We start from the raw sequence: 25,487 nt of genomic DNA on the forward strand, positions 1-25,487 counted from the left end.
CCGTGTTCTGCCATCGGCTTGCGGATATAAGAAATCCGGTTATCTGTTTGACGTCCCATGCAGACACCTCCCAATTGCACGTGTAATCCACTGGCAGAGGTAGCCAGCAATTCCACCTAACGTATTTAAAAACATATCATCCACATCAAAACTTCCCACCTTGAATACGAGCTGAATCGTCTCGATGCTCAAAGTCAGAAGGAAGCTCAGAATCAACATCAGGTACCATTTTCCAAATCTCGGACTGATGATCGGCAGGAAAAATCCAAACGGCATGAAGCACACCACGTTGCCAGCCGTATTTAACAGGAACGCTTCCGTTCCCACTATATCACGATAAATATAAAACCGTTTGATTTCCTTAAATAAAACGAGATTATAGGCATACTCCACATGCGGCGCGCGCCCGAATCCGTCCGAAAAAAACATAAAATATATAAGAAGCACCAGGTATGCGACAAAGAATATCCAGCACACCTTCTGATGCGTTTTTGTCCGTTTCCACATAATTCCCCACATAAACTGCCAGAAATGAGAAAAACCGTACACCGTCCCCGGTCATACGGTTTTTCTCTTTCGACTGGGCATATCTGCCCTGTTTCAAATCCAATTTTTAGAATGTAATATCTGATTTGCGTTTCAGTAAAAACGCACCGCTGACGATCGCCATCACACCGGCTGCCAGCCCTACCGTGATGATCACGCTTCCAATCACGATATTAATCACACCGGTTCCCTGCATCGTTTTGTAGATCTTTTCCATATCGATCCGCTCCTTCTTACACTCCGTCGCATGGCATTTCCCATTTCAAGCATGCCGCTCCGTGAACCAAATCTCTATTTTGCACCGTACTGCTCATAGTATGCGTCGATCGCTGCTTTCAGTGTATCATCGATCACGACCTTGCCCTGGCACTCCTTGTTGTACAGGCACTCTACGACATCTGACATCGATACGATCGCTGCGGTCGGGAAGCCGTACAGTTCCTTGATCTCATCCAGCGCACACTTTTCTCCCTTGCCGCGCTCCATACGGTTTAAAGATACCATCAGGCCTTTGATCTCCACATCTGCCTGGGATTTGAGGATCGGGAAGGTCTCCTCGATGGATTTACCGGAAGTGGTTACATCCTCGATGATAACGACGCGGTCGCCGTCCTTTAACTTGCTTCCCAGAAGGATGCCGGTATCGCCGTGATCCTTGACCTCTTTCCGGTTGGAGCAGTAACGTACTTCTTTGCCGTACAGCTCACTGATCGCCATCGAGGTGGCAACTGCCAGCGGGATTCCCTTGTAAGCCGGTCCAAACAGGACATCGAAATCCAGACCATAGTTGTCATGAATCGCCTTTGCGTAATACTCGCCCAGACGGCGCAGCTGCGTACCGGTTACATATGCACCCGCGTTCATGAAGAACGGAGATTTACGTCCGCTCTTTAAGGTAAATTCGCCAAACTTGAGCACTTCGCTCTCTACCATGAAATTGATAAATTCCTGCTTATACTGTTCCATCATACTCTCCTATCTTACCGAACCGCACCAATCAGTTCATGTATATCTTCAATGCCATATTTTTCCATGTAGGCGTCGATGCCCTTCACGATCTCCTCCGTCGCATACGGATTATGGAAATTCGCCGTACCGACTGCCACCGCGCTTGCGCCTGCCAGAATAAATTCGATCGCATCGTCCGCATTCATGATACCGCCCATGCCGATGATCGGAAGCTTGACCGCCTGCGCCACCTGATAAACCATGCGGACTGCCACTGGTTTCACTGCCGGGCCGGACAGACCGCCGGTACGGTTGGCTACCGCAAAGGTTCTCCGGTTAATATCGATCTTCATGCCAGTCAGTGTGTTGATCAGGGACAGCACATCCGCACCGCCTGCCTCGGCTGCCTTCGCCATCTCCGTGATGTCGGTAACATTCGGGCTGAGCTTCATGATAATCGGCTGTTTCGCATGGCGTTTTACCTCGCGGGTGATCGCCTCCACTGCTTTCGGATCCTGTCCAAATGCGATGCCGCCCTCCTTGACGTTCGGGCAGGAAATGTTGATCTCCAGCATATCGACCGGCTGGCTCGCCAGTTTTTCCACTACATCGACGTAATCTTCCGTCGTTTTTCCACATACATTGACGATAATCTTCGTATCATACTGACGTAAAAACGGGATATCCCTCGATGCAAATAAATCATACCCCGGATTCTGTAAGCCGATCGCGTTGATCATGCCGCCGTACACCTCCGCAATACGCGGGGTCGGATTGCCTGGCCACGGCACATTTGCCACACCCTTGGTCACAACCGCGCCGAGCTTGTTCAGATCGACCATCTCGCCGTACTCTGCCCCTGAACCAAAGGTTCCGGATGCCGTCATGACCGGGTTTTTAAGCTCTACACCCGCAAGATTGACTGCCATCTGTCTCATAATTCTACCTCCTCGGCTAAAAATACGGGACCATCCTTGCAGATCCGCTTGTTGTGTACATTGCTGTGGTGGTCTACATCCTTCGACTGGCAGACACATGCCAGACAGGCGCCGATTCCACATGCCATCTTCTCCTCCAGGGAAATATAGCACTTGATTCCCTTTTCTGCCGCATACTCCTTGATGGCGCGCAGCATCGGAGTCGGTCCGCAGGCGTAGATCACATCCGCCGTCAGGTTCTGCTCCCGGATCGCGTCCAGGACATTGCCCTTCGTGCCGACGCTTCCGTCCTCGGTCGCCACAAAGACTTCTCCATATGCCTCAAATTCATCCCGGAGGAAGAGATTTTCATCCCGGTATCCTAAAATGATCTGTTTTTCGCAGTTTAACTGTTTCGCCATCTCAAGCATCGGCGGAACACCGATACCGCCGCCGATCAGAAATACATTTTCGCCCTCCTGCGGGAAACCATTTCCCAGAGGTCCCATGATGTTGATCGGGTCTCCGGAAACATATTTGGAAAATTCATCCGTTCCTTTACCGGCAATCCGGTATACGATCCGCAGGCGTCCTTCATCCGGATCTGCCTCGCAGATACTGATCGGGCGCGGAAGAAGTCTGGAACCGTCCTGGCTGTAGACCGAGATAAACTGTCCCGGTCTTGCCTCGTCCGCTATGTCCGTCACGATCCACATACTGAAAATGCCAGGTGCCAGTTCTTCCTGACTATATACAACTGCTGTCTCTTTCTTCTGTGCCATGAGCTCCTCCTTACAGTACGCGTCCGATGTCCGCAATCATATCGATGACAGCCTGTCTCGATGCATCCGCAAAATGCTCCGGACCGAATTTGGCGTATGCGTCTTTCTTGTATGCCGCGATGATACCGCGGGAAGAATTGACGATCGCGCCCAGTCCATCCTCGTTGAAGCAGTATTTTAAGTCTTCGGCCGTACCGCCCTGTGCGCCATAACCCGGAACCAGAAAGTAAGTCTTCGGCATCAGCTTACGCAGAATCTTGCTCATCTCCGGGTAAGTTGCGCCCACAACTGCGCCTACATTACTGTAGTCGCCATCCATGGAAGCCTCCCCCCACTCAACGACCTTCTCCGCTACCAGCTCATAAAGCGGGCGGCCGTCCACCAGACGATCCTGGAACTCGCCGCTGGATGGGTTAGAAGTCTTTACCAGTACAAAGATACCGCGGTCGGATGCGTTGCACTCGTCCACAAATGGTTTCACGCCGTCGGTTCCCAGATACGGATTGACCGTGACATACTCGGTATTGAACGCGGAACAGGTCGTATTTCCAACCTTCACGTTGCCGAGATGACCGGTTGCGTAGGCAGCCGATGTGGAACCGATGTCGCCGCGCTTGATGTCTCCGATGACAATTAAGCCCTTCTGCTGGCAGTATTTGACAGTCCGGTCATACGCTTTCAGGCCTTCGATGCCAAACTGCTCATACATCGCAATCTGCGGTTTGACCGCCGGAATCAGATCAGCCGTCGCATCCACGATCGCACAGTTAAACTGCCAGATCGCCTCTGCCGCTCCTTCCAGGGTCTCTCCGAACTCCGCAAATGCTTTTTCCTTCACGTGCTCCGGAATATATCCAAGCATCGGATCCAGTCCTACACAGATCGGTGCCTTTGTCTTCTGAATCTTCTCAATCAATTTACTAACCATCACGTTCTCCTCCAGAGTATCTCTCATAAATAATCAACTTATTTTATCATAAGTGGAGGGCGCTTTCAAGGGCACGGAGCAAGGAAAAAAGGGTTTTTGCTTATGCCCTTTTGATTGCCCCGAAAGAAGCGCGCCAGCTGTCACGGCATCGGACGGCTGGCGCGCTTCTTTCTTGAGTGTATCGTTTCTTTGAATAATTGGTTTTAAAATTACAAAATTAGTTTTTCTTGCTTAAATATAAACTATTTCAACATTTAACACAATGAATCAATGCATCTAATGCAGCGTCAACGTCGCCACATAATCTCCATTTTTGTAACTTTTAGCCGCAAAATGTTCCTCCGTCTCCGTCTGAAGTTCCATCCAGAGTTCTTCGGCGGCGAGCATAATGTGGGAGAGCATAATGCCGATGCTGAATTCGCGCATCGCATGGAAGCTTTTGCCCGGAAAGCGGGTTTTTAGGGCGAACACATAGATTCGGTCGGAATAGACGATGAAGCGCCACGGCTGGGTGTTCATCGCGGACGGTGCGAGACGCGCCGCACGGAGAATCGTCTTCATCTGCTCTCCGGCTTCTTCCTTGAAAATACAGAGTTCATTGAGCGGGAGGCGCTTTGCCAGCGGGCTTTCACGGTAGAGCTTGCCCTCCGGGTAGCCGAATGCGACCATCATCAGGCAGCGTTTGCCGCCGCGCACCTTCTGCGCCGGCTGCACGCTGCCCAAATAGCAGGTTCCAAGCCCTTTTGCCGTCATATAGAGCACCATCTGCTCCATCAGATAACCGGCATTGCGCTCGCAGCCTTCCTCCTGGTCCGAATAGATCGCCAGATAGTAGGGAGCATCCACCTTCCAGAGTCCGTGGACATCGGCTTTTTTCTTTGTATTGTCGAATATCACTGCCTCAACCCGGATCCGGTCATTTAACCGGGAGGTCTTATCAAAATAGGACAGGATCTGCCCACGCAGCTTCTCCGTGACCTCCCGATCGGTGTATTTTCGAACTGAATGGCGACATCCTATCGCCTCATACAAATTCATCATACCTGCTCCCCTCCTATCTTTTTGCTGCCGTTATCATGCGCATGACCCGCAGTATCTTTTTCTCTGCCTCTCTATGTGCATTCCAATTTCTATACAAATTCTGACCGTTTCAGCACCACCTTTAAATCAGTCCCGACATCAGTGGTACTACCACTACGGTCAAAAGACCGGCGACCGCAATTGACAAGCTGCTCATCGCACCCTCGATCTCGCCTAATTCCAGCGCCTTTGCCGTTCCAATCGCATGGGCTGCTGTTCCAAGTGCCAGACCCTTCGCGATTGGCTCTTCAATTTTAAATATCTGAAACAGCCAGTCGGCTATAATATTTCCCAAAATTCCTGTAATTATAATGCTGATAACCGTCAGCGTCACGATACCTCCCGCTTCCTCGCTGACGCCCATGCCAATCGCCGTCGTAATGGACTTCGGAAGCAATGTCACATAGTGCGTATGCTCCAGTTGAAAGAAACGGCACATCACATAGATACTGCCGACACTTCCCGCTACCCCTGCCACAATTGCAGAAGCAACCGCAATCAGGTGCTGGCGCAAAAGCTCCAGCTGCTTATACAGCGGAATCGCCAGACAGACCGTTGCCGGTGTCAGGAAATAGCCCAGATACACCGCACCGCGGTTATACTCCTTATATTCTATATGAAAAACAGATAAAAATGCAATCACAACTATAATTGCAACCAGCAGCGGATTTAAAATCGCCCAGCCGGTCTTCTTTTTCAGCCAGACGCCCAACATATACGCGCCAACGCTGACCAGCATTCCAAAATAAAGAGAAGAATGAATCAGTCCATTCATGCTTTCGCACCTCCTTTATTCTTTCTGCGGATGATGCTCTGCGCCACGCACCCGGTCGCAACCATAACAAATACCGTCGAAATCACGGTAATCACTGTCAGCGGCACCAGGATGGACTCCGCCTCCTGCACGCTGTCAAGCAGACCTACACCTGCCGGTATAAACATAATCGGCATCGTATCCAGGAAGAAATCTCCCACTTCCGCCACATCTTCTGTATGTAATGCACCTGTGCAAAGCAGAAGCAGAAGAATGAACAATCCGTATACGCCGGACGGAACCGGAAACGGAAGCAGATAGTTCAAAAACTCTCCCAGCATTGTGATGCCAAAAATAATTGTCACTTCTTTCAAGTACTTCATGATGTCTTCACCTTTCGTATTTAATGCCTCTATTCTATCACTCCCAAATTTATAGGACAATATGAAAATTAGCATAAATTCTGTCAATTTCCTTGAATTTTTTGCGTCTTTTTTATACGATACAGGTAAGCTTTTCCGATTCGTAAAATCCAGACATTTTCGATCCAAAAAACGTGAAGTTTTTATCCGCAAATACGTTTATCTTTATGAAAGACTTATCTTCTCAGCTGCTTTTGTAGCTGGTACACTTTGTATTGCAAGAAAGAAAGGATTAGAAGTTATGAATTTAATTCAGACAAACTCTCTCTCTGCCAGACAGGCAGAACAGATCCTGGCACTGTTGAATGAATGCCAGAAGACGCAGCCGATCCACATTTCTTTTCCATTTGAAGACGGAAATTGTTTCCTGCTTCTTCTGGATGAATCAGAGACACTTGCAGCCATCATGGGAATGATCCTTCCACCGGATGGCTCTTCGGACGAGGAACCCGTCGAATGCATCGCCTTCACCCGCCCTTCCCTGCGCCGACGCGGATATTTTGCCGCACTCTTAGAAAAAGCCTGCGACATCTCCGGTGAGCACGATATTCTATTTCCGGTTGACCCGGAATCTGCTGATACGGCTGCCACGATGAAAGCCATTCACGCTGACCGCGTTGATCAGGAATATCAGATGAAATGGGACTTTGACCCGGCGGCCGAACGCTTTGACTCTCCCATGGTTGAAAAACGCCCGCTTACCTTTACCTGCACTTCTGCACCGGAAGGTGACGTCAACGAAAGTGTTGATCCCGACAGCTGCTGGGACTGCTTCCACAGCGCCGATGATCCAGATCCGGCCGTTACAATTCTGACCTATAAATTTTTAGAGACTCCGCCAGATCCGATGTGCTCTCCGGCTGCCGTGTGCATGGCGCGTATGCAGCCCGTCCCGGACGTTCCCGGCACATTTCATGCCTGTTTCTACGGTTTCCGGGTCCATGACCTCTGCCGCGGACTAGGAATCGGTGAAGCTGCTTTCTGTCTGGTCTTAAACGATCTGATCGCGCGCGGCTGCACCCGGATTGTTCTTCACGTCAGCAGTGACAATTATCCGGCACTCTCGATCTATAAAAAAGCAGGGTTCCGAATTACCGAAACCCTGTCCTATTTTATGTATTAAAGATATGGCAGGCGCTTCAGCCGCCAAAAGCACCCCGATACATGGGCTATTCGTTTACATCACGACTATTCTTCCTGCGTCGGATGTTTTTCCTCAATCTTCTGACGGATGCTTAACATCTTGCAATCCGTCTCCGCGATGACATCCGCGCACTTTTTCAGCTCCGCACCGATCTCTGCGGCTTCCTGGGCATCCAGCTGCTTTTTATACTTGAGCTGGTGATCCAGACTCGCCCAGAAATCCATAGCGATCGTGCGGATCTGGACTTCCACACGGATATTTTTCTTACTGCTTGAAAAGAATACCGGTACTTCCACGATCATGTGGTAGCTGCGGTAGCCGTTTTCCTTCGGCGCCTTGATATAATCTTTGATCGCAATGATGGTCACATCATCCTGGCGTTCCAGCATCCGGCTGATCTCGTAAATATCGTCCACAAACGAACATATCACACGGACACCCGCTATATCATCCAGGTTGGACTCCATCGATTCGATCGAAAGCGGAAGTCCGCGCCGCTGCAGTTTTTCTACAATACTCTTCGGCTTCTTCACTCTCGCCTTGATCATCTCGATCGGGTTTCTTGCATTCCGCATGGAAAGCTCATCGTTGAGCACTTCCAGCTTCGTCTTAAACTCTCGAATCGCGCAGCTGTACTGCATCATCGCTTCCTGAAACTGCCTTGCCGTCTCCCGGAATGTCTCAGGAATCTCAAACACCTGAGGCGTATTGACCGCGAAATGGCTCAGCTCGCTGTTGGGATTCTGAGCAATATTCATTTGTATTCTTCCACCTCTTCTATATATCTATATTCTTTTATGCCTTCTCAACTGCGTCAGCCGCCGCATCCAGCCATGGGGATTCCACATACTCAACCAGCCCCTCGTCCACCTTGGACGCAATCGACGGATCGATCGGAATCTTCGCAAGCACCGGAATCCCATACTCGTCTGCCGTCTCCTCGATATGGCTTTCACCGAACACAGAAATCTTCTTTCCGCAGTCCGGACATTCCAGATAACTCATGTTTTCAACCAGTCCCAGAATCGGAATATCCATCTTCTTCGCCATGTTGACCGCTTTTGCCACGATCATCGAAACCAGCTCCTGCGGGGAAGTCACAATAATAATACCTGCCAGCGGCAGGGACTGAAATACAGTCAGCGGCACATCGCCGGTTCCCGGAGGCATATCGACAAACATATAATCAATGTCCTTCCAGAGTGCCTCGCTCCAGAACTGCTTAATCACGCCGCCCACAACCGGTCCACGCCAAATTACCGGATCCGTCTCATGCTCCAGAATCAGGTTCGAAGAAAGAATCTCTATCCCCGTCGAGGTCGTGCGCGGCAGCATCAGCTGATCCGCTGTCACACCTACCATGCCGTGAATGCCAAATGCCTTCGGGATCGACGGTCCTGTAATATCTGCATCAAGAATGCCAACGCGGTTGTTTCTCGCACGCATCTTACATGCCATCAGGGATGTCACCAGGGATTTTCCGACGCCGCCCTTGCCGCTGACTACACCAATTACTTTTTTAACTGAACTCTGTGGATTTAACGGCACCCGGAAACTCTCCATCGTCCGGCTGGCACACGTTTCGCCGCAGCTTGAACAATTATGACTGCAATTCTCACTCATACATACTTCTCCTTTTTATCAGGTTGGATTCTGATCGTTCGCTGGTTTTCGTTTTTGCATCCTCTTCAGACGTTTTCCAAGACCAAAAACCTGTAACGCCCAAATCCTCCCCTGTCGTAATCTCCGTACATTTTACCATATTTTCTGCAAAAATGATAGGGGGCAAACACAACTGGCAGCGTTACAAAAGAATGTGCCGTTACTGTACATGTATGCGTGAACAGTAACGTTTTCTATGAGACAAAAACAGACAGCCCGTTTGCTGCACTGCATTCAGACTGTCTGTCTTTTTTATATCCTATTCATTTTTCTCTACAGATACGCCTGTACCATCGGGCGCAGCCGTCTTGCCATGATCGCCGCCAGAATGCAGAGAATATAATCCGCCGGCATCTCCGGCAGGCAGTAAACCAGCACAATCGCTTTCCAGCCGATCGGCTGCAGGGTTACGAGATGGGTAATCAGATAGAAATAAACCATTCCCATTCCATAATATACCACATATCCAGCCGTCGCCGCCGTCATCAGCGCTCCCATTTTCCAGGAATTCAAACATTCACAGACCTTTCCCATGACCCACGCCGCAAGGAGAAATCCCAGCAGAAAACCAAAGGTCGGGCGCAGCAGATACGCCGGACCGCCGCCGCGTGCAAAGATCGGGACGCCCGCAAGTCCAATCAGCAAATAGACACCCACACTGGTAAATGCCCGTCTGGAGCCCAGCAGAAATGCTGCCAGCATCACGAAAAACCACTGCAAGGTGAAGTTCATGGTATCTGCGCCGGTCGGAATGACAACCTTGATAAATGCCCCCACGGCGACCAGCGCCGCAAACAGACCGCAAAGCGCCACATCCTTCGAATGTTCCCGGCTCCGCGAAACTGCTTTTTCTCTCATCTGTTTTCCTCCATCATGCATGATGCATTTTTTCATAAACGGTTCCTTTCATGGCATGCAGCCACCGTGCCTGCAGACTTTCGCTGTCCATGTATGTTTCCTTTTGCTCAAAACGAATCCTCCAGCATCACTCCGCCTGGAATTTACGGATCATCCGCACAAGTCCAAGACTCTCCATCCGTTTTGCAATCAGATAAAAGAGTGCTGCATCCACCGGCCACTTGATGAGATTCTTAAGCACACGCATCGGCAGAAGCACCATCATTGCTTTTCCAGACATCATGCTAAGCCAGAGTGTGTTCAAAAATATGTTGCAGATCAGCGCCACCACCAGATCCGCCCAGAGCGCCCGGCGGAAGGTAAGCGGTTTCCGATACAGAATTGTGCCATATAGCACGCCGCCCAGCATCGCATTCAGCGTAAATCCCGGAAAAAATGCCCCTGTCGGCTTTACGACATATTTGACCAGGTCCAAGACTCCGCCATAGACCGCTCCAGCCACCGGACCGAAGAGGTAGTAGACAAACTGGTTGACCACACCGCCGAATCCGATTTTCAAATACGGACCAGCCTCAATCGTGAAGTATCCCAGAACAACGGAGACAGCCATCAGCATGGCGGCAGTCGTGAGTGTTTTCACGTGTTTCAGTTCCTGAAAGGATGCCTGATAACATACTGCAAATTTTTTCATAAAAAAATACCTCCTTTTCTGCAGATCTCTCGAACCACATCAGGAGATAGATTGTATCAACGATGCAGCGGGATGCGGAATACTGACCGCGAAACCCCGGAGGGTCTCTTCGTCCGGCTGACAACTCCCTGTTCAACCGGCACTTAACGCCTGTATTCCTACTCTGCGTTTCTTTTTTTATCTTTTACATCATACCACAATTTTCCCGCTTTTCAAGCACTTTATAAGCGCATCTGTCATTTTCGAACCAGTCAGCATTTACTCTTCTTTTTGGCTCTGTTCGCTGTATTCCCTAAACGCACGATCCATCTCGATATAGTTGCGTTTCAGGGAAACCGGCTTTCCGTCGCGGGTCAGGAAACAATGGCGGCTCTCACCCACGCAGCGGATTGCGCCCGTTTCCTTGTCAAAAACCGTGTATTCCAGCGTCATGCGGATGCCGTTGTATTCCTTCATCTGAACCAGCACCTGCACCGTCTCGCCAAACCGCGCCATGCTCTTATAATCGCAGTGAACCGACAGCACCGGGCTTATGATCCCCTGTTTTTCCATGATGTCATATCCCATTCCCATCTGCTCCATCATGTCGATCCGCGCTTCCTCAAACCAGTGTAGGTAATTTGCATGGTGAATGATTCCCATCTGGTCGGTTTCATAATACTGCGCTTTGTGTTCGTAAATTTTCAGTTCCATAAAAACCCCTCTTTTCCATCTAAAAAGGGATACCTGCACAACTGCAATTTCTGCCGTTCTGCAATATCCCCCTCTGGTTCTGATATGTGTGTCACCGTCCGCACACTGTGCAGGCAATGGCTGATACCTTACTGTTCCAGTTCTTCTCCGAGTCCGCTCTCGATCGCCTCGGTAATCGTCTTCAGCGCTTCTTCCTCATCCGGTCCGTCGCAGGCAACCGTGATCTCGGTGCCGCACTTGATACCCGCTGCCATCACGTTCAGCACGCTCTTTGCCACAATATGTTTCTCCCCGCACTCAATCAGAGTCCGGCTCTTAAATTTCATCGCGGTCTGCGAAAGCACGCCAGCCGGCCGCAGGTGAAGTCCCGATGGATTAACCACTTTCACTTTCTTCGATACCATAGCTGTCCCTCCCTCGTCAATTCTTAGTTTTAATTACCCTAATTTTAGTCTAAGTAAGGCAGACTGTCAAGCGTTAGACCAGCACCTGCTGCGCATAATTAACAGACGCCATCGCATCGCGGCAATACGCATCTGCTCCGATCATATCCGCGTATTCCTGGGTCAGAACCGCGCCGCCGACCATGACTTTCGCCCACGGTGCTTCCTTGCGGAGCTGCTTGATCGTCTCCTCCATGCTCGGCACGGTGGTCGTCATCAGGGCGGACAGACCGACCAGTCTTACATGGTTCTTGATCGTCTCTTCCACGATCGCCTCCGGAGCTACGTCCTTACCTAAATCCAGCACATCATAGCTGTAATTCTCCAATAATACTTTTACGATATTTTTTCCAATGTCATGAATATCACCCTTGACGGTCGCCAGCACGATCTTGTCCTTCTTCTCTCCTGCTTCCCCGGAGGACTCCATCTGGTTTTTGATGACCTCAAACGCCGATTTTGCTGCCTCCGCACTCATCAGAAGCTGCGGCAGAAAGACGGTGCCTGCCTCAAAACCCTTTCCGACCTTATCGAGTGCCGGGATCATGCAGGAATTGATGACGGTCAGGGAATCCATGGTCTTTAAGAGTTCCCCGGCTGCCGATGCCGCCTGCTCTTTTAAACCTCTCTCCACACTGACCGTAAGCTGATGCTCCGGACCGGATGCCTGGCTGCCAGTGTCCGCACTGCCGGAAGCTCCAGCTGCACCTGCCGCCGGGGCACCCGAACCTGCGCTGCCTGCTGCACCTGCGCCGGAAGCTCCGCCCGCACCTGCCTTTGGAATCGCCAGCCGCGCTGCCTGCTCAATATAATCGCCGCAGTGTTCATCCAGTGCTGCCAGAGCCCGGTAACTATAATAAGAACGCATCATTGCCGCCGAATTTGGATTGATGATCGCTGCGGTCAGACCGCTCTGCATCGCCATCGTAAAGAAATTGGAGTTGACAATCTCACGCTGCGGTAATCCGAAGGAAATGTTTGAAACGCCGAGAATCGTATTGCAGCCAAGTTCCTGACGGACACGGCGCACCGTCTCCAGCGTCACCAGCGCGCCGGTCGGCTCGGAGCTGATCGTCATACAGAGCGCATCGATCACGATGTCTTTTTTCTGGATGCCATACTTTTCCGCCTCCGCACAGATTTTCCGCGCGATCGCCATACGTCCGTCCGCCGTCGCCGGAATGCCTTCCTCGTCGATCGTCAGCGCAACCACCGTGCCGCCGTAATGTTTTACCAGCGGAAATACAGCGTCCATGACCTCCTGTTTGCCATTGACAGAGTTAATCAGTGCCTTTCCATTATAAATACGCAGCGCCTGTTCCATCGCCTCTGTATCAGTCGTATCAATCTGCAGCGGAAGCTCGGTCACCGCCTGCAATTCCTGTACGACCTCGCGCATCATCGCCACTTCATCGATCTCCGGCAGTCCCACGTTGACGTCAAGCACCGCAGCGCCATTTTCCTGCTGGGTGATCGCCTCGCGCAGGATATATTCCAGGTTGTGATCGCGCAGCGCCTGTTTGAATTTTGATTTTCCGGTCGGATTGATGCGCTCGCCAATAATGACCGGATCGGTTCCCATCTCAACTACCGACGCGTAGGAAGTGATGAGAGTGTCATTTTTCGGCTCGATCGGCTTTCTCGTTCTGCCCTTACACATCTCTGCCAGCAGACGGATGTGCTCCGGGGTCGTACCACAGCAGCCCCCGACTGCCGAAACGCCCATCTCCAGCATTCCTTTCATTTCCTCGACAAATTCTGGCGGATCAATATCATATACGGTCTTTCCTCCCTCGCTTCGCGGAAGTCCCGCATTTGGATTGACAACCACCGGGATCGACGCATACCGAAGCAGTTCTTCCACAATCGGCTTCATCTGAACCGGACCTAATCCACAATTGATTCCGAGCGCATCCACGCCCAAACCTTCCAAAAGTGCCACAACGGACTTCGGTGTTCCGCCAGTTAAAAGTTTGCCTTTTCCATCGAAAATTGTGGTTGCAAAGATTGGAAGATCGGAATTTTCCTTTGCCGCCAGAACCGCTGCCTTGAGTTCATACGTGTCGCTCATCGTCTCGATCAGAATCAGATCCGCGCCGCCTCGCACGCCTGCCTTTACCACCTCGGTATAGATGGAGACCGCCTCCTCAAAGTCCAGATCACCCATTGGCTTTAAAAGGCGTCCGGTCGGTCCCAGATCCAGCGCTACATAACCACGGCCGCAGTGTTCTACCGCTGTCCGGGCATTTTTCATCGCCGCATCCACGATCTCATCCAGATTAAACTCGGCTGCCTCATTGTATTTCAGGCGGTTCGCGCCGAATGTATTCGATAAAATAATATTCGCGCCCGCGTTCAGATAATCCTCATGGATCTTTACCAGAACCTCCGGATGCTTGATATTCCAGGTTTCCGGCAGTTCGCCCGGTTTCAGCCCGGCTCCCTGCAGAAGACTTCCCATTCCTCCGTCAAATACCAGTATTTTATCGTTCCAATCTTCCCGTATACCCATGTCAGCTTCCTCTCTGTTTTTTGTTTCTTACTTATTTATCTCTCCGGTACAGGCAGTTTTTGTTTGAACAGACCTCACAGCCCTCTTTCACACAGCCCGCCGCTATCTTCGATACTCCGATGACCGCCGTCACCGACTTGGACGGCATCATCAAAAAACTTTCCGTCAATGTAATCCCCACCGTCTTTTCCGCTTCCAGTACCCGGCAGAAATCCGGCTGGCACGAAAGCGGCAGATCTCCATAACCTGGCGAAAAGCGGGGACGCAGATAGAGTCCTTCTTCTGCTGCCTCCGCTTTTAATTTGTCATTGATTTCATTGCAGTAACTCTCAATCCGTGCCGCCGCGCACGCCTGCAGGACAACCGCCCGGCTCATCGAAAGACGGCTGTATCGGCGCAGAAGCAGATCCACACCAGCCCCCAGCGTCGCCGCAAAAAGGATGACCTCCTGGCAGTCCTTTAAATTGCGGCTGAGCGCCCGGCTTTTTACTTTAAAACACGTAAAATCAAGTTCTGAATCTGGCAGCAGCGTCAGCGGATAGCGTCTGAAAAAGCTCCGGCAGTTGACGGACCGCTCTAATTCTCCCAGACAGTCCTCCACCAGATCTTTCGTCTGCGGATCCGGCTCCTGCTGCCCTTTAATTCCTAAATACCGATATATTTCTCTCCGATTGACTTCCGCCATTACAGAATCTCCGACAGGTTGTTCTTAATCTGCGCCGCTACATCCGGTTTATTCATTGAATATACATGGATTCCATTTACATGGTTCGCAATCAGATCGATGATCTGCTCAGTTGCATAGGCGATACCTGCCTGCTTCATCGCTGCCGGGTTATCACCAAAACGATCTACGATCGCCTTGAAGCGTGCCGGAAGGTAGGTGCCGGACATGCTGCAGATGCGCTTAATCTGACTTATGTTTGTCACCGGCATGATGCCTGCGACAACCGGAACCGTGATTCCTTTTTCTCGGATACGGTACAGGTAATTATAAAGGATATTATTATCAAAGAACATCTGGGTCGTCACAAAATCACAGCCCGCTTCCGCTTTTTCTTTCAGATGATCGATATCCACTGTCTTGTTGACAGATTCCACATGTCCCTCCGGATAGCAGGCTGCGCCGATGCACAGAGCCGGGCAGGTCTCACGGATCTCGCGGATCAGCTGGGATGCATACTGATAATCTTTTTCTACCTTGCCGTCTTTCGGAATATCGCCGCGAAGTGCCAGGACATTCTCAATTCCGTGTGCCTGAATCTCGCGCAGGACACTGTGCACCTTCTCACGAGTCGAGGAGACGCAGGTCAGATGTGACAGCGTCGGCACCTGGCAGGTGCTCTGGATATCCGATGCGATCTGGACCGTATACTGGCTTGTGCCGCCGCCTGCTCCGTAGGTCACGCTCATAAATGACGGATTTAACTTTGCAATCTCAAGCGCCGCTTTCTCAACGGAAGCGAAGTTGCTCTCCTCCTTCGGCGGGAACACTTCAAACGAAAGCGTCGGCTGTCCTTTGGCTAAAATATCCTTAATCTTCATCGTATTTATCTCCTGTTCTCATCATTTCGTCCGGTTCTGCCCCGGACCTCTATTGCCTATGTATTCTATATGATTTTTGCTCAGTATACCATATTTCCCCAATGAACGCCAGACTTCCGACAGCTATCTTCTGGATTGATTTTCTATGTCTTGCCATAGGCAAAATCTATAGGAACCAAATAAAATACATAAACATACGATACAGATAATTAATTCCAGACAAAGCAAACAAAATCAGCAAAATCACCAGCACAAGGCTCATTTTCCCCTTCTTTTTCTGATTTTTTCCTTGCTGCACCGCACTTCGTCTCTGCGTTGTCTGATACGACATACTGTTCTGGTTCTGTGTCCGGACGGATGCCTGTCTGCCTGCGCCTGCTGCTTTCTGCGTCTGGGAATATGCCTTCGCCCGGTCCGCAAGCGTGCGGATGGCATCTGTTCCTGCCCTTGCACTCGTTTCCCACGAGGCAGATCCCGCATTGTGATACTCACAGTCCGTCTCATGCGCCGGGTGACGCTCATTCAGATAATAAGTTGCATTGACATAGTTAGGATTCCGGATCCACTGTTTACAAAAAGAACAATAATGACCATACTTGATCGGATGGTCGCAAATCGGACAAATTCGTCTCTGCATGAAATACCTCCCCTCGAATCGAACATACTTTTTCGAAAACACCTCGTCAATTATTTTTTATTGTATCATAACTTTTTTACTTTTTTCTATATTTTCTCTTGTATTTTCTCCATTTCGTGTTAAAATACAAACGTCCATTACACCTGTCAAGACAGGTGTAAGCCATTTATTTGACCGGAATGGCCGAAACGATTCATTCCGTTCACAATTATTTTACTCTGGGAGGTTCTATCAATATGGAACGTGTGAAAGCTTTTCTGAAACGGAAGCAGGTTATCATCTCCGTTCAGACGTATCTCATCGATGCGCTGGGCGCGATGGCATTTGGTCTGTTTGCTTCTCTTCTGATCGGTACCATCTTCGGCACACTGGGGGAGAAGACAGGCGTTGTAATTTTTACCACGATCGCAGGCTACGCCAAGAGCGCGACCGGTGCAGCGCTCGGCGTCTCGATTGCCTACGCCTTAAAGGCACCGACGCTCGTCCTTTTCTCCGCCGCTACCGTCGGCATCGCGGGCAATGAACTCGGCGGTCCGGTCGGCGCGCTCGTTGCCACCATCATCGCAGCCGAGCTTGGAAAAATCGTCTCCAAAGAGACACCGGTTGATATTCTCGTCACCCCGGGTGTCACCATCATCTCCGGCATCCTGGCCGCACAGTTTGTCGGTCCGGGCGTCTCCGCATTCATGACCGCTTTCGGAAATCTGGTGAAGACAGCGACCGTCATGCAGCCGCTTTTCATGGGTATTCTGGTTTCTGCCCTGATCGGCATCGCCCTGACGCTTCCGATCAGCAGTGCGGCAATCTGCATCATGTTAAGCCTCGACGGTCTGGCAGGCGGTGCCGCCACCGCAGGCTGCTGCGCGCAGATGGTCGGATTTGCCGTTTTAAGCTTCTGTGAAAATAAATGGGGTGGTCTTCTGGCACAGGGACTCGGAACCTCGATGCTCCAGATGGGAAATATCGTCCGGAACCCGAAAATCTGGATTCCACCGACACTCGCCTCGATGGTCACCGGTCCGCTCTCCACGATGGTCTTCCATCTGGAAAATATTCCAGCCGGTTCCGGCATGGGAACCTGCGGTCTCGTCGGACCGATCGGCATCTACACCGCCATGCAGGGAAGTGGAAATTCGATGATGTGGCCGGGCATCCTGCTCATCTGCTTCGTGCTTCCGGCTGTTTTGACCCTGTTCTTCGGCGCACTTTGCCGGAAAGCCGGATGGATCAAGGAAGGCGATTTGAAGCTGGATCTATAATTATAGCTCCATAAAACAGGCATTGAAATGCTATTCATCCACCACTGTGTGGATAGCAAGCATTCCAATGCCCGTTTTTTTGATCCAGTTATCTTTTCCCTACTCCTTATCGTTCTTCTTTCCCCAGCAGCTCCCGCATACTTGCGAGTAGCTTCGCCTCTTTGTCTTCCTTATATTCTCCGAGCAGGACCTCTTCAAACTCCTTCTCCACCTTCATCCGGCGGAAATACGAGCTCATTTCATCCGCCATGCCGGAGAGCCGGTTTAACAGGCGTGAGAAATCGCGCAGCATCACGTCGTCCTTGTGGTACGGATAAACAATGTCGTGGTCAACCTCACTCCATCCCTCCTCGAACAGCGTTCTCGCCTGAATCTCGACGTAGTAACCGCGGTATTTGATGATGTAGTGAAGGGAACGGTAGATACCGCCTGACTTGATTTCGATCACATTTTCATCGTAGATCCGGCTGTCCCCGTTTCGGCGGTATACCTTCGGACGCTCTGCAATATAGCAGTGTGTCTCATCATTGTCAAAATCGCGCTCACGGTCTTTTACATACTGCTCCGGGGCATTTTCAAACGCCGATGTGATGTATTCATGGAAATGACGCCAATCCTCACGGTACAGGAAGAATACACGGATACCGATAAGGTCCGTCACGTATTTCCAGTAATTATCAACTCCCAGCTGGGCAAATTTCTCCGGCTGCTCTTTTTTCTTGCGGATAATCTTCTCCAGCAGATGCCCCGGTGCCTTGGTACGGTAACGGTAGGAATGGATCCCCGCTTTTTCAATATCATACAGATACTTATCTACAAAATCCTTGCCAATCTCCCGCAGCTTTCCCTCGATCGTCGCATAATGATCCGCGATCGCAGTCAATTCCTCCCAGGAAACGCCCGCCGCGTCAAAGTCTTCCTGTTCGATCCGATATTTTCTTAAAAATAAATCTCTCTCCATTATCTCCTCTTTATCGGAAGCCCACTGAGCGCAGGAACCGGGCAAATGCCTCCCTGCCTTCCGGCGTACACTTATATACGCCCGCGTCTTCCAGTACCTGCTCAAAGACAAGACCTACCTCTTTTTGCAGGATTTCGTTTATATTTTCACTTGTTATATGCTCATACTTCGGCAGGAACTCATCCACCCAGTCCGCATGCTTTTCAAGCTCTGGATTGGAACGGATATCGCCTCCGGAAAGGATCGCCTCCGCCAGATCGGCAAGCTCCTGTTTCAATCTGGACGGGAGCACCGCCAGACCCATGACCTCAATCAGACCGATATTTTCTTTCTTGATGTGATGCAGCTTCGCGTGCGGATGGTAAACACCAAGCGGATACTCATCCGTCGTGATGTTATTGCGGAGCACCAGATCTAGCTCATAGAAATCGCCATTTTTTCTGGCAATCGGCGTGATCGTGTTGTGCGGTTCTCCGTCCGTCTCAGCATAAATAAAAGCATCCTCATCCGTATAGCTGCGCCATGCACGCAGCACTTTTTCACCCAGATCAATCAGGCGGTCTGGATTCTTGGAACGGGTCCGCAGAACTGACATCGGCCATTTAACGATTCCGGCTTCCACATCCTCGAAGCCTTCCATCTCAAATTTCTGTTCAATCGGCGCTTTTGCCATCGCAAACGTGTAATGTCCGCCCTGAAAATGGTCGTGACTTAAAATCGAACCGCCGACGATCGGCAGATCCGCATTGGACCCCAGGAAATAGTGCGGGAACAATTTCACAAAATCAAACAATTTGACAAACGTTGCCCGTTCGATCTTCATCGGCGTGTGCACACCGTTGAACACGATGCAGTGCTCATTGTAATACACATACGGCGAATACTGAAAGCCCCACTGGCTGTCATTGACCGTGATCGGGATAATACGGTGGTTATTGCGCGCCGGATGGTTGACACGTCCGGCATAGCCTTCATTTTCCTTGCATAAGAGACATTTCGGATAACCGCTCTGCTTTGCCAGTTTGGCTGCCGCGATTGCCTTCGGATCTTTCTCCGGCTTGGATAAATTAACCGTGATGTCCAGCTCCCCGTATTTTGTATCCGTTTTCCATTTCATATCCTTGGAAACACGGTAACGGCGGATGTAATTGGAATCCTGGCTCAATTTGTAATAATAATTGGTTGCCGCCTCCGGCGATTCCTCATACAATTTCCAGAAATGTCCAATCACCTCGCTCGGGCGCGGCATCAGGCAGTTCATCAGCTTCGTGTCGAACAGATCGCGGTACACCACGCCGTCCTCCTTCAAAACGCCCGTCTCATGTGCATAATCAAGCAGGGCATCCAACGTCTCTTCCAGTGAAATCTCCCTGCATGCGCCCTGCGGTTCTTCATATTCATCCAGTCCCAGGACCTCGAGAATCTGGTTCGTCGCGTAAATGCGATCCGACTCCTGAAGAAGCCCCGTATTGACTCCGTACTGTACTAAATTTCTGATTTCTTCATATACTGCCATACCCTATCCTCCTGACTGAAAAACAACCTTGCTGTTTCATTCTTATCCTTTTATCATTATAACTTTATCGTTACTGTTCACGCATACGTGCCCAGTAACGGAATTTGCCGTGGCTTCGCATTTAAATACGGCAAATTCCTGCTGCCACCACGTTTTCTTACGGCACTTTCGGTTCCAAAAGTGCCTACCTGTGAACAGTAACACTTTATCTGCCCATCTACCACTGCGCCACCTTATCTCATGGCATTTTCGGTTCCAAAAATGCCTGCATATGAACAGTCACTGTACATCCTCTTACTCTTGTGGCTTCCATTTACATAAATTTTGTCAAATCCAGACATTTTAAGCGATTTACCAGGATTCCTCCGAGAAGCCCAATCAGCGCCCCCGCTGCCGTTCCGGCTGCCAGAAGCACCGGAAGATAGTAGAACAGACTCGCATTTTCCACCACCAGCGCCGCCACGATAAGCTGCCCGATGTTGTGTCCCGCACCACCCAGGATGCTGACACCGGTCACGCCGAACCAGTCCAACCGGCGGAACACCACCATCAGAAGAAGGCTGACCGCAGCACCTGCCAGACTATACAGCATCATCGACAGGTTTCCAAACGTAAATCCTACCAGCACGATACGCACCAATGCAATCGCCGCTGCCGCACCGGATCCCAGCAGATACAGACTCACGATCGACGCCAGATTCGCCAGTCCCAGCTTGACCCCCGGAACGCCCAGGTTGATCGGTATCAGGGTCTCGACATAGCTCAGCAGAAATGCCAGTGCTGTCATCATTCCATATAAAGCGATTTTTCCGGCTCTGGATGTGCCCACTCGTCCTTTTTTCTGCATTTCTTCCTCCTCTGTATGCCTCTCTATATATTAGTAAAAATTTTTAGTTTTGTAAAGCGCGTAACTCCGATTTGTTACTGTTCACGCATACGTGCCCAGTAACGGAATTGGCACTTTCGGTTCCAAAAGTGCCTACCCGTGCCCAGTAACGATTTTGCCGCTGCGTTTGGTTTCTGGGCAGTAATCTTGACTTTCCTATCAACCTTTGTTAGAGTAGTTGCAGACATTTTTGCAACCATAGTTTCAAACCGAATTTTCGATATTTTTAAGAATGGAGCTCTTTATGAAAAAAAAAGATTTATCCGCGCTTCTGACACTTTTTGCCGTTGTATTTTTAGGTTGCGGCGCGGCGCTTCTTTTCAGCAAATCCCGCCGGGAGCCGATCAGCCGTTCCGCGTTTCTGCTGAATACATTTGTCAACATCACACTCTATGATTCGCAGGATGAAGCGATCCTTGACCACTGTGTGGACATGTGCCAGGAGTACGAAAACCGTTTCAGCAAGACGATCGAGGGCAGCGAGCTTTACAAGTTAAACCACCGCAGCGCCGACGAAACGACTTTTACCGTCTCCGATGATATGGCGGCGATGATTTCTGAAGGACTGCATTACAGTGAGGTTTCCGATGGTGCCTACGACCTGACGATCGAGCCGCTCAGCTCTCTCTGGAATTTTACCAGCGACGAGCACGTGATCCCGGCGGAGGATGACATAACAGCGGCGGCAGAACGCGTCAACTGGAAAAATGTGAAACTTGACGGAAATACTTTAACCTTCCTCTCCCCGGACACGACGATTGACCTCGGCTCCATCGCCAAGGGCTACATTGCCGACCGCATGAAAGACTATCTGACCGAATCCGGCGTCGAAAGCGCCATCATCAACCTGGGCGGCAACGTACTCTGTGTCGGTGAGCGCACAAACCACCAGCCGTTCCGCATCGGGCTGCAGAAACCGTTTGCCGACTATGCAACGGTTTTTGCCGATCTGAATATTGATGACATGTCCGTTGTCTCCTCCGGCGTCTATGAGCGCCATTTTGAGAAAAACGGTGTCAATTACCATCACCTGTTAAACCCGAAAACAGGCTATCCGTACCAGAACGGACTGGTTTCCGTGACGATCGTCTCCCCGCGTTCGGTGGATGGCGATGTACTCAGCACGACCTGTTTCTCAATGGGACTGGATAAGGGCCTGGATAAGGGCCTGGAACTCATCAATTCAATGGATGGCATTTATGCTTATTTTATCACGGATGATTATAAACTGATTTACTCGGATGGAGCGGAGGCATTTATTGATGAAATCAAAGAAAAATAGAAATGATTTTGTTTTGATTCTGGTTCTTCTTGCCGTCATACTCATCGGTTTTCTGGTTGTGCGCTTGCAGCGCCAGAAGGATGCTTTTACCGTCGATGTCAGTGTCAATGGAACAACCGTCGCCACCTACCGGCTGGATGAGGAGATAGACACCTGGATCGACGGGTATCAGGGGGGACAAAATCATCTGGTGATTCAAGATGGATGTGCCCGGATCGAAGAGGCAGACTGCCCGGACAAGCTCTGTGTGAAGCAGGGAACCGTTTCAGAGAGTGGGGAATCGCTGGTTTGCCTGCCGAATAGGGTGGTTGTGGCGGTTAAATAGATATGGTTTGCCAACACGGACGGAAACGCCCAGCGGGTACGCATAATTGCGCCGCTGGGCGTTTTCTGTTTATTTTATTCCACAAATTTGATCGATTTTAAGCAGCTCTTCCTCGCTCAACGGTGCCCCATCCAACATTTTCAGATTATCTAATATCTGCTCCGGTTTGGACGCACCGATGAGAACGCTGGTTACCACAGGATCCTTCATGACCCATTTGAGCGCCATCTGGGAGAGTTTTTCGCCTCTCTGTCCGGCCATCTCGTTGAGGGCGCGGATCTGGCTGATTTTTTCTTCGGTGAGCTGGTCTTTTTTGAGAAATCTGCCGTCGGTCATGACGCGGCTGTCGGCTGGGATGCCGTACAGATAACGGTCGGTTAAGGTTCCCTGTGCAAGCGGGCTGAATGCAATCAGACCTTTCTTTTCTTTGACAGCAGCTTCTTTTAAGCCGTTGTTTTCGATCGTGCGGTCAAAGATGCTGTAGCGGTTCTGATTGATGACGAACGGGCATTTCAGATCACGCAGGATCGCAGCGGCTTCCTGCATTTTTTGTCCATTGTAGTTGGAAAGTCCTGCATAGAGAGCTTTCCCGCTCTTAACTGCCTGATCGAGTGCTCCCATCGTCTCCTCAAGCGGCGTCTCCGGGTCCATCCGGTGATGATAGAAAATGTCTACATACGGAAGTCCCAGGCGTGTAAGGCTCTGATCGAGGCTTGCGAGCAGGTATTTGCGGCTGCCCCAGTTTCCATAAGGGCCGTTCCACATCTCGTATCCGGCTTTCGTGCTGATGATCAGCTCGTCTCGATATGGCATGAAATTTTCCTTTACAATCCGTCCCAGATTTTCCTCAGCACTTCCCGGCTCCGGTCCATAATTGTTGGCAAGGTCAAAGTGCGTGACGCCATTGTCAAAAGCGGTAAAACACAGCTTCCGCATTGTCTCATAGACGCCGGTGCTGCCAAAATTATGCCAGAATCCCAGCGAAACTGCCGGAAGCCTGAGTCCGCTGCTGCCGCAGCGGTTGTAGGTCATTCCATCATATCTTGCGTCTGCTGCCTGATACATATACTCTTTCCTTTCCTACTCCCGTCCAGCCTCTGCCTGAACCTCGCGGATAGCTGCGTCGATCTGTGCCTCTACGGATACCGGCTTCTGGACCGGTGCTTCCGGCTGCTTCTTTACTTTCTGTACGGTCAGCGGCATATTAACGCCCAGCGGATTGAGAACGATGCCCTTTGCCTCCTCCGGGAGTACCTGAGCCAGCTTGAGCGCATCTACGACAACCGGGCGGAATTTCTTCTCACGGTTGAAGCGCTGGAACTCGATCACATCCGTAAAGATCGGCTGGAAAATATCTCCGCTCTTTAATTTAACCAGCGGAATGCCATTTCCTTCCTCTGGAAGCGGCACGATATAGCGGCCCTTCGTGAAGTGCGCGCCGATCTCCTCCTGTAAATCGTTTAATTCCGGCGTAATCTCCTGATTTGGCTGACGGCGCAGATCCTGCATATAGTAAAGCATCGTCAGGTGCAGCTCCGGGTTCTCCACCCAGACTTTTCCATTCTTGCTCTCCTCCGGGTCTTTGCGTCTTACAAACTCGGTCAGCTGAATCATCTTCTGCTCCTCGCCCACGTGTACCTGGATAGCATTGACACCCATCGTGTAAAGGCTGGTATAGAAAAGCAGAAGGCTCTTTCTGTCCACCTTCGCGATTCCTACCGGAATCTGCTGCTCTGCCAGCTTCTGTGCGCCTGCCTTTGCGCCCTCTTCGTCCGTAAACAGCAGGATGGCATCATCCATTGTTTCCGGATCACAGTATACATACGGCTCTTTCGTACATCCGGAAAGAATGGCATATAAGGAATCTGCCTCTCTTAACTTCTGTGCGAAGATATCCGGCTCCTGTTCATTCGTATTTGTCTGCTTTGTCTCGTTTTCCATCCGTCTAATCTCCTTTTTATTGAATCGTCATCAATGCCTCAAAATCAGCCCGTGCAAATCGGTGGTAAATCGTGTGCCCCATCTCCTCACGGATACAGTAATCATATGCATCAATGCTGCTGTCTGTAAAATAAATGACATAATCAAAATCCATGCCATCCGGCATCTGCCGGCACTCATACGCGCCGAATTTTTCAAACACAGCGGTAATCTCTTCCTTTGTGCAGGCGTGCTTTTCCCGAAACAACTGGATCAGCTCTTTTAAAAACGGCGGTTCCGGAACCTGCTCATGGACATACTCCACAAAATCCGGCGGGATCGTAAAGACGATCCGATCGGCGTGGATCCGAATCTGGGTATCTCCCATTTTCTCCTTCTTCGCCTCCAGCTCATGCCGTATCTTCTTCGCCAGCTCCCGGATATCCGTCTCCTGTATCTCCAGCATCGCATTCAGGGAAGAAAGCGGATAATAAAGGCGCATCGTCTCCCTGGCATAACCAAGTTTTAGCTGCGCCTCTTTGATCTGATCCGTCATATTTTGAATTAAAGCTTCCAGTCTCATGTCATACTCCTGCCTCGGAAACGAAACCTCCGTCCCCGGCATCTTTATTGGGTCGATTGAATCATTGATAAGTACCTTTTTCACAATCTCTCTCATTATAACAATTTACCGAAAATGCGTCAATATGCGGATATTTGCTTTTTCGGTTTCATAGTTATTGGGCACGTATACGTGAACAGTGACACGCATATGT

Annotated in this window: 29 protein-coding genes and 1 riboswitch; of the genes, 4 read left to right on the forward strand and 25 right to left on the reverse strand. The window is 50.4% G+C overall.

Annotated elements, in window-relative coordinates:
- Positions 1-39: 39 nt before the first annotated feature.
- The 9 genes from DWZ76_RS05860 to DWZ76_RS05895 form a co-directional block, all read right to left on the reverse strand.
- The gene (locus DWZ76_RS05860; RefSeq protein WP_107000974.1) at positions 40-507 is read right to left on the reverse strand and encodes a VanZ family protein; all 468 of its coding nucleotides are present in this window, start codon (positions 505-507) and stop codon (positions 40-42) included.
- A gap of 106 nt (positions 508-613) precedes the next feature.
- A complete protein-coding gene (locus DWZ76_RS15040; protein WP_022359365.1) occupies positions 614-763 on the reverse strand; it encodes a hypothetical protein in 150 nt (49 codons plus the stop codon).
- 74 nt (positions 764-837) lie between these two features.
- Positions 838-1,512: an orotate phosphoribosyltransferase gene (gene pyrE / locus DWZ76_RS05865; RefSeq protein ID WP_107000484.1), complete on the reverse strand. Its 675-nt coding sequence runs from the start codon at positions 1,510-1,512 to the stop codon at positions 838-840.
- Between the two features lie 14 nt (positions 1,513-1,526).
- Complete coding sequence (locus tag DWZ76_RS05870; RefSeq protein ID WP_022359363.1) at positions 1,527-2,432, reverse strand: dihydroorotate dehydrogenase; 906 nt, start codon at positions 2,430-2,432, stop codon at positions 1,527-1,529.
- Positions 2,429-3,193: a dihydroorotate dehydrogenase electron transfer subunit gene (locus tag DWZ76_RS05875; RefSeq protein WP_118472157.1), complete on the reverse strand. Its 765-nt coding sequence runs from the start codon at positions 3,191-3,193 to the stop codon at positions 2,429-2,431. Before DWZ76_RS05875 ends, DWZ76_RS05870 begins: the two co-directional genes overlap by 4 nt.
- Positions 3,194-3,203: 10 nt before the next feature.
- Positions 3,204-4,121 carry an orotidine-5'-phosphate decarboxylase gene (gene pyrF, locus DWZ76_RS05880; RefSeq protein WP_117796163.1) on the reverse strand — a complete coding sequence of 306 codons (918 nt, stop codon included), beginning with the start codon at positions 4,119-4,121 and terminating at the stop codon, positions 3,204-3,206.
- A gap of 276 nt (positions 4,122-4,397) precedes the next feature.
- Positions 4,398-5,162 carry a nitroreductase family protein gene (locus tag DWZ76_RS05885; protein ID WP_333489839.1) on the reverse strand — a complete coding sequence of 255 codons (765 nt, stop codon included), beginning with the start codon at positions 5,160-5,162 and terminating at the stop codon, positions 4,398-4,400.
- Positions 5,163-5,283: 121 nt separating this feature from the next.
- Positions 5,284-5,976, reverse strand: coding sequence for an LrgB family protein (locus DWZ76_RS05890; protein ID WP_107000487.1), 693 nt, complete (start codon positions 5,974-5,976; stop codon positions 5,284-5,286).
- Entirely contained in the window at positions 5,973-6,338 is a 366-nt protein-coding gene (locus DWZ76_RS05895; protein WP_107000488.1) for a CidA/LrgA family protein, read from the reverse strand. The genes DWZ76_RS05890 and DWZ76_RS05895 overlap by 4 nt, the downstream gene beginning before the upstream one ends.
- A 280-nt stretch (positions 6,339-6,618) precedes the next feature.
- On the opposite strand from DWZ76_RS05895, the gene DWZ76_RS05900 reads away from it, so the two are divergent.
- Positions 6,619-7,500 (forward strand): GNAT family N-acetyltransferase, encoded by an 882-nt coding sequence (locus DWZ76_RS05900; protein ID WP_182431276.1) that lies wholly within the window; start codon positions 6,619-6,621, stop codon positions 7,498-7,500.
- Between the two features lie 65 nt (positions 7,501-7,565).
- On the opposite strand, the gene DWZ76_RS05905 is transcribed toward DWZ76_RS05900, so the two are convergent.
- The 10 genes from DWZ76_RS05905 to DWZ76_RS05950 form a co-directional block, all read right to left on the reverse strand.
- Entirely contained in the window at positions 7,566-8,279 is a 714-nt protein-coding gene (locus DWZ76_RS05905; RefSeq protein ID WP_107000490.1) for a GTP pyrophosphokinase family protein, read from the reverse strand.
- A 37-nt stretch (positions 8,280-8,316) separates the two neighbouring features.
- Positions 8,317-9,144, reverse strand: coding sequence for an Mrp/NBP35 family ATP-binding protein (locus tag DWZ76_RS05910; RefSeq protein ID WP_118472159.1), 828 nt, complete (start codon positions 9,142-9,144; stop codon positions 8,317-8,319).
- A 312-nt stretch (positions 9,145-9,456) separates the two neighbouring features.
- Entirely contained in the window at positions 9,457-10,041 is a 585-nt protein-coding gene (locus tag DWZ76_RS05915) for a biotin transporter BioY (protein WP_022359354.1), read from the reverse strand.
- Positions 10,042-10,168: 127 nt separating this feature from the next.
- Positions 10,169-10,732, reverse strand: a complete 564-nt coding sequence (locus DWZ76_RS05920; RefSeq protein ID WP_022359353.1) for a folate family ECF transporter S component — start codon at positions 10,730-10,732, stop codon at positions 10,169-10,171.
- Between the two features lie 63 nt (positions 10,733-10,795).
- A riboswitch (THF riboswitch) is annotated at positions 10,796-10,900 on the reverse strand.
- Positions 10,901-10,990: 90 nt separating this feature from the next.
- Positions 10,991-11,425, reverse strand: a complete 435-nt coding sequence (locus DWZ76_RS05925) for an acyl-CoA thioesterase (protein ID WP_107000491.1) — start codon at positions 11,423-11,425, stop codon at positions 10,991-10,993.
- A gap of 128 nt (positions 11,426-11,553) precedes the next feature.
- Complete coding sequence (locus tag DWZ76_RS05930) at positions 11,554-11,829, reverse strand: HPr family phosphocarrier protein (RefSeq protein ID WP_022359351.1); 276 nt, start codon at positions 11,827-11,829, stop codon at positions 11,554-11,556.
- Between the two features lie 73 nt (positions 11,830-11,902).
- Complete coding sequence (locus tag DWZ76_RS05935; RefSeq protein WP_118472160.1) at positions 11,903-14,380, reverse strand: homocysteine S-methyltransferase family protein; 2,478 nt, start codon at positions 14,378-14,380, stop codon at positions 11,903-11,905.
- Between the two features lie 31 nt (positions 14,381-14,411).
- Entirely contained in the window at positions 14,412-15,065 is a 654-nt protein-coding gene (locus DWZ76_RS05940; protein WP_118472161.1) for a vitamin B12 dependent-methionine synthase activation domain-containing protein, read from the reverse strand.
- Positions 15,065-15,925, reverse strand: a complete 861-nt coding sequence (gene metF / locus DWZ76_RS05945; RefSeq protein WP_118472162.1) for a methylenetetrahydrofolate reductase [NAD(P)H] — start codon at positions 15,923-15,925, stop codon at positions 15,065-15,067. Before metF ends, DWZ76_RS05940 begins: the two co-directional genes overlap by 1 nt.
- 166 nt (positions 15,926-16,091) lie before the next feature.
- On the reverse strand, positions 16,092-16,562 hold the full coding sequence (locus tag DWZ76_RS05950; protein ID WP_118293476.1) for a hypothetical protein: 471 nt from the start codon (positions 16,560-16,562) through the stop codon (positions 16,092-16,094).
- Positions 16,563-16,798: 236 nt separating this feature from the next.
- On the opposite strand from DWZ76_RS05950, the gene DWZ76_RS05955 reads away from it, so the two are divergent.
- Positions 16,799-17,821 (forward strand): PTS sugar transporter subunit IIC, encoded by a 1,023-nt coding sequence (locus tag DWZ76_RS05955; protein ID WP_118472163.1) that lies wholly within the window; start codon positions 16,799-16,801, stop codon positions 17,819-17,821.
- A gap of 106 nt (positions 17,822-17,927) precedes the next feature.
- Here DWZ76_RS05955 and DWZ76_RS05960 read toward each other — a convergent pair whose 3' ends face one another.
- The 3 genes from DWZ76_RS05960 to DWZ76_RS05970 all read right to left on the reverse strand — a co-directional run bounded on the left by DWZ76_RS05960 (position 17,928) and on the right by DWZ76_RS05970 (position 21,145).
- Positions 17,928-18,782: a RelA/SpoT domain-containing protein gene (locus tag DWZ76_RS05960; RefSeq protein WP_265104151.1), complete on the reverse strand. Its 855-nt coding sequence runs from the start codon at positions 18,780-18,782 to the stop codon at positions 17,928-17,930.
- Positions 18,783-18,792: 10 nt separating this feature from the next.
- On the reverse strand, positions 18,793-20,298 hold the full coding sequence (galT, locus tag DWZ76_RS05965) for a UDP-glucose--hexose-1-phosphate uridylyltransferase (RefSeq protein ID WP_118472164.1): 1,506 nt from the start codon (positions 20,296-20,298) through the stop codon (positions 18,793-18,795).
- Between the two features lie 313 nt (positions 20,299-20,611).
- On the reverse strand, positions 20,612-21,145 hold the full coding sequence (locus DWZ76_RS05970) for a Gx transporter family protein (protein ID WP_118472165.1): 534 nt from the start codon (positions 21,143-21,145) through the stop codon (positions 20,612-20,614).
- Positions 21,146-21,428: 283 nt separating this feature from the next.
- On the opposite strand from DWZ76_RS05970, the gene DWZ76_RS05975 reads away from it, so the two are divergent.
- Together DWZ76_RS05975 and DWZ76_RS05980 are read left to right on the forward strand one after the other, a co-directional pair.
- A complete protein-coding gene (locus DWZ76_RS05975) occupies positions 21,429-22,466 on the forward strand; it encodes an FAD:protein FMN transferase (protein ID WP_118472166.1) in 1,038 nt (345 codons plus the stop codon).
- Positions 22,447-22,791, forward strand: a complete 345-nt coding sequence (locus DWZ76_RS05980) for a NusG domain II-containing protein (RefSeq protein ID WP_181357182.1) — start codon at positions 22,447-22,449, stop codon at positions 22,789-22,791. Before DWZ76_RS05975 ends, DWZ76_RS05980 begins: the two co-directional genes overlap by 20 nt.
- 69 nt (positions 22,792-22,860) lie before the next feature.
- On the opposite strand, the gene DWZ76_RS05985 is transcribed toward DWZ76_RS05980, so the two are convergent.
- The 3 genes from DWZ76_RS05985 to DWZ76_RS05995 are packed head-to-tail and all read right to left on the reverse strand — an operon-like array spanning position 22,861 to position 25,378.
- A complete protein-coding gene (locus DWZ76_RS05985) occupies positions 22,861-23,856 on the reverse strand; it encodes an aldo/keto reductase (RefSeq protein ID WP_107000500.1) in 996 nt (331 codons plus the stop codon).
- A 15-nt stretch (positions 23,857-23,871) separates the two neighbouring features.
- Positions 23,872-24,732 (reverse strand): SseB family protein, encoded by an 861-nt coding sequence (locus DWZ76_RS05990; protein ID WP_022359338.1) that lies wholly within the window; start codon positions 24,730-24,732, stop codon positions 23,872-23,874.
- A gap of 16 nt (positions 24,733-24,748) precedes the next feature.
- Entirely contained in the window at positions 24,749-25,378 is a 630-nt protein-coding gene (locus DWZ76_RS05995; RefSeq protein WP_181986221.1) for a DUF3877 family protein, read from the reverse strand.
- Positions 25,379-25,487: the final 109 nt, after the last annotated feature.

Origin of the sequence: Clostridium sp. AF35-15 (assembly GCF_003477745.1) — a bacterium.
Lineage (GTDB): Bacteria > Bacillota > Clostridia > Lachnospirales > Lachnospiraceae > Otoolea > Otoolea fessa.